Here is a 2,927-nt window from a genome sequence, read left to right as displayed (position 1 = left end):
CCGGCGCTGCCGATCAGCACCAGATAGAGCAGCAGCATCGTCGCCGAATGCCGGATCACGAAGGATGCCGCCGCCGCATAGCCATGCGCCAGCCGGTCGAATATGCGGTTGAAGACGCCGGTGAAGGCGGACCAGCCGCGCGCGATCAGGTTCCAGCGTGCCGCCGGCCGCTTCGCCTCATGCGGAACGAGTATCCGCGAGGCCAGCGCCGGCGACAGCGTCAACGAGCAGAAGCAGGAGATCGCGGTCGCGACCGCGATCGTCACGGCGAATTGCTGGAAGAACTGCCCGGAGATGCCGCCGAGGAATGCGGTCGGCACGAACACCGCGCACAGCACGAGCGCGATCGAGACCAGCGCGCCTCCGACCTCCTCCATGGTCTTGAGTGCGGCTTCGCGCCGGCTCAGGCCATGCTCGAGATGCCGCTCGACATTCTCGACCACCACGATCGCGTCGTCGACCACGATGCCGACTGCGAGCACGAGGCCGAACAGCGTCAGATTGTTGATGGAGAAGCCGAGCGCGGCCATCACCGCGAAGGTGCCGACCAGCGACACCGGGATCGCGATGATCGGGATGATCGCAGGTCTCCACCCCTGCAGAAACACCAGCACAACGATGACGACGAGCGCCATCGCCTCGTAGACCGTCTTAATCAGCTCATGGACCGATTGGGCGATGAATTCGGTCGGGTTGTAGCCGATATTGTAGTCGAGCCCCTTCGGGAAACTCTCCTTCAGCTTCGCCATGGTGGTGGAGATTGCCTTCGCTGTGGCGAGCGCGTTCGATCCGGGCCGCTGGGTGACCACCATTGCCACCGCCGACTTGCGCAATATGCGACTACTGGTGGCGTAGGACAGCGCGCCGAGCTCGACCCGGGCGACGTCGCGCAGGCGTACGGTACGGCCGTCGGAGCCGGCCTTCACCAGGATATCCTCGAACTGCCTGATGTCCTTGAGGCGGCCGGTGAAGGCGAGATTCGGTTGGAATGCGCGATCGGCGATCGGTGGCTCCGCGATCTGGCCGCCGGCGATCTGCAGGTTCTGGGCCCTGACCGCCGCGATGACGTCGCTCGACGTCATGCCGAGATTGGCGATCTTGTCGGGGTCGAGCCACAGCCGCATCGAATAATCGCGGGCGCCGAACATCTGGATGTCGCCGACGCCATCGAGCCGCAAGAGCTGGTCGCGCACCTGCAGCAGTGTGTAGTTGGAGATGTAGAGTTGGTCGAAGCTGTCGTCGGGTGACAGCACGAACACGGCCATCAGGATGTCCGGCGAGTTCTTGCGGGTGACGACGCCGTTGCGCTGCACCTCTTCAGGCAGCCGCGGCTGCGCGATCGCGACGCGGTTCTGCACCAGCACCTGGGCCTTGTCGAGGTCAGTGCCGAGCCTGAAGGTAACGGTGATGGTGAGCTGGCCGTTCGAAGTCGCCTGGCTGTAGAGATACAGCATGTCCTCAACGCCGTTGATCTCCTGCTCGATCGGGGCCGCGACGGTGTCGGCCACGGTCTGCGCCGAAGCGCCCGGATATTGCGTGGTGACCGTGACGGTCGGCGGCACCACTTGCGGATATTCCGAGACCGGCAGCGTGCCATAGGCGATCGCGCCCACGATCAGGAGCACGATCGACAACACCATCGCGAGGATGGGCTGGTTGATGGAAAGCTTGCCGAGATTCATGGCTTCGTACCTGCCGGGGGCTTGGCGCCTGCCGACGCCATTTTCGGGGTCACCTTGGCGCCGACCCGGGCGCGCTGAATGCCGTCGACGATGACGTGGTCTTCCACCTTGAGCCCTTCGCGGATCACCCGCAGGCCGTCATCGAGCGGCCCGAGCACGACGGGCCTCGCCTCCACCGTGTTGTCGTCCTTGACCACGAACACGATCTTGCGCGACTGGTCGGTGACGATGGCGGCATCCGGAACCAGCAGCGCCTCGTAGGGCGCGGAGCCGATGATCCGGACCCGGCCGAATTGCCCGGGCAGGATCGAGAGGTCCTTGTTGGGGATGATGGCGCGGCTGCGCAGCGTCGCGGTCGAGACGTCCAGGCGGTTGTCGAGGAAGTCCATCGTGCCGTCATGGGAGGGCTTGGTCTCGCCGGTCAAGGACACCTGCACCGGGTTCGGCGTGTCGCGCGAGCTTGGCCGCTTGCCTTCGAACCAGAGCTTGCTGTTGCGCTGATAGGTCGCCTCGTCGACGTCGAAATAGATGTAGATCGGATCGAGCGATACGATCGAGGTCAGCAGCGTCGCGCCGCTGTCGGCGCCCTGCACGAGGTTGCCGGGGGTCACCAGATGGCGGCTGACGCGGCCGGTGATCGGCGCCAGCACATGGGTGAATTCGACATTGAGCTGGGCGGCCTTCAGCGCGCCTTCGGCCTGCGTCTCGGCGGCGTGGGCCGCCTGCAAGGCCTGGCGGCGCTGGTCGACGACCTGCTCGGAGACTGCACTGGTCTGCACCAGGTTCAAGCCACGGTCGAGCTCGCGCTTGGCAAGCTCCGCCTTGGCGCGCGCATCGGCAAGCTGCCCCTCTGCCTGCAGCGCGACCGCCTCGAACGGGCGCGGGTCGATGGTGTAGAGCAGATCGCCGGCATGGACGATCGCGCCGTCCTTGAACTCGACGGTGTTGACGAAGCCGCCGACGCGGGCGCGGACCTGAACCTCCTCGATCGCCTCGAAGCGGCCGGTGAACTCGTCCCAGTCGGTCACCGTGCGCCTGACCGGCTGCGCCACCGTCACGGGCGGCGGCGGAGGCGCGGCCGCCTGCGATTGTGCCTTGTCATCGCAGCCGCCGAGCGCCAGCGCGAACAGCAGGCCGAACGGCGCAAGGCCGCATCGTGCAAAGCGGCGAAACGAACCGCAATCGAGTCGGGTCGCCGGAGCCGGATGCTCCGCTTTGTCAGTCGCACTCATTCCGTCTCCCCAA

General features: G+C 65.9%; 2 protein-coding genes. Both read right to left on the bottom strand.

Translation table 11 applies throughout. From position 1 onward, the window contains the following. A partial coding sequence (locus AS156_RS03790; protein WP_136625989.1) for an efflux RND transporter permease subunit occupies positions 1-1,682 on the bottom strand: 1,682 nt, incomplete at its 3' end. Beyond that, positions 1,679-2,914, bottom strand: coding sequence for an efflux RND transporter periplasmic adaptor subunit (locus AS156_RS03785; protein WP_066500206.1), 1,236 nt, complete (start codon positions 2,912-2,914; stop codon positions 1,679-1,681). The genes AS156_RS03790 and AS156_RS03785, both read right to left, overlap by 4 nt. Positions 2,915-2,927: the final 13 nt, after the last annotated feature.

Origin of the sequence: Bradyrhizobium macuxiense, from assembly GCF_001542415.1 — a bacterium.
Taxonomy (GTDB): domain Bacteria; phylum Pseudomonadota; class Alphaproteobacteria; order Rhizobiales; family Xanthobacteraceae; genus Bradyrhizobium; species Bradyrhizobium macuxiense.
This window is presented reverse-complemented; position numbering and strand designations above follow the sequence as displayed.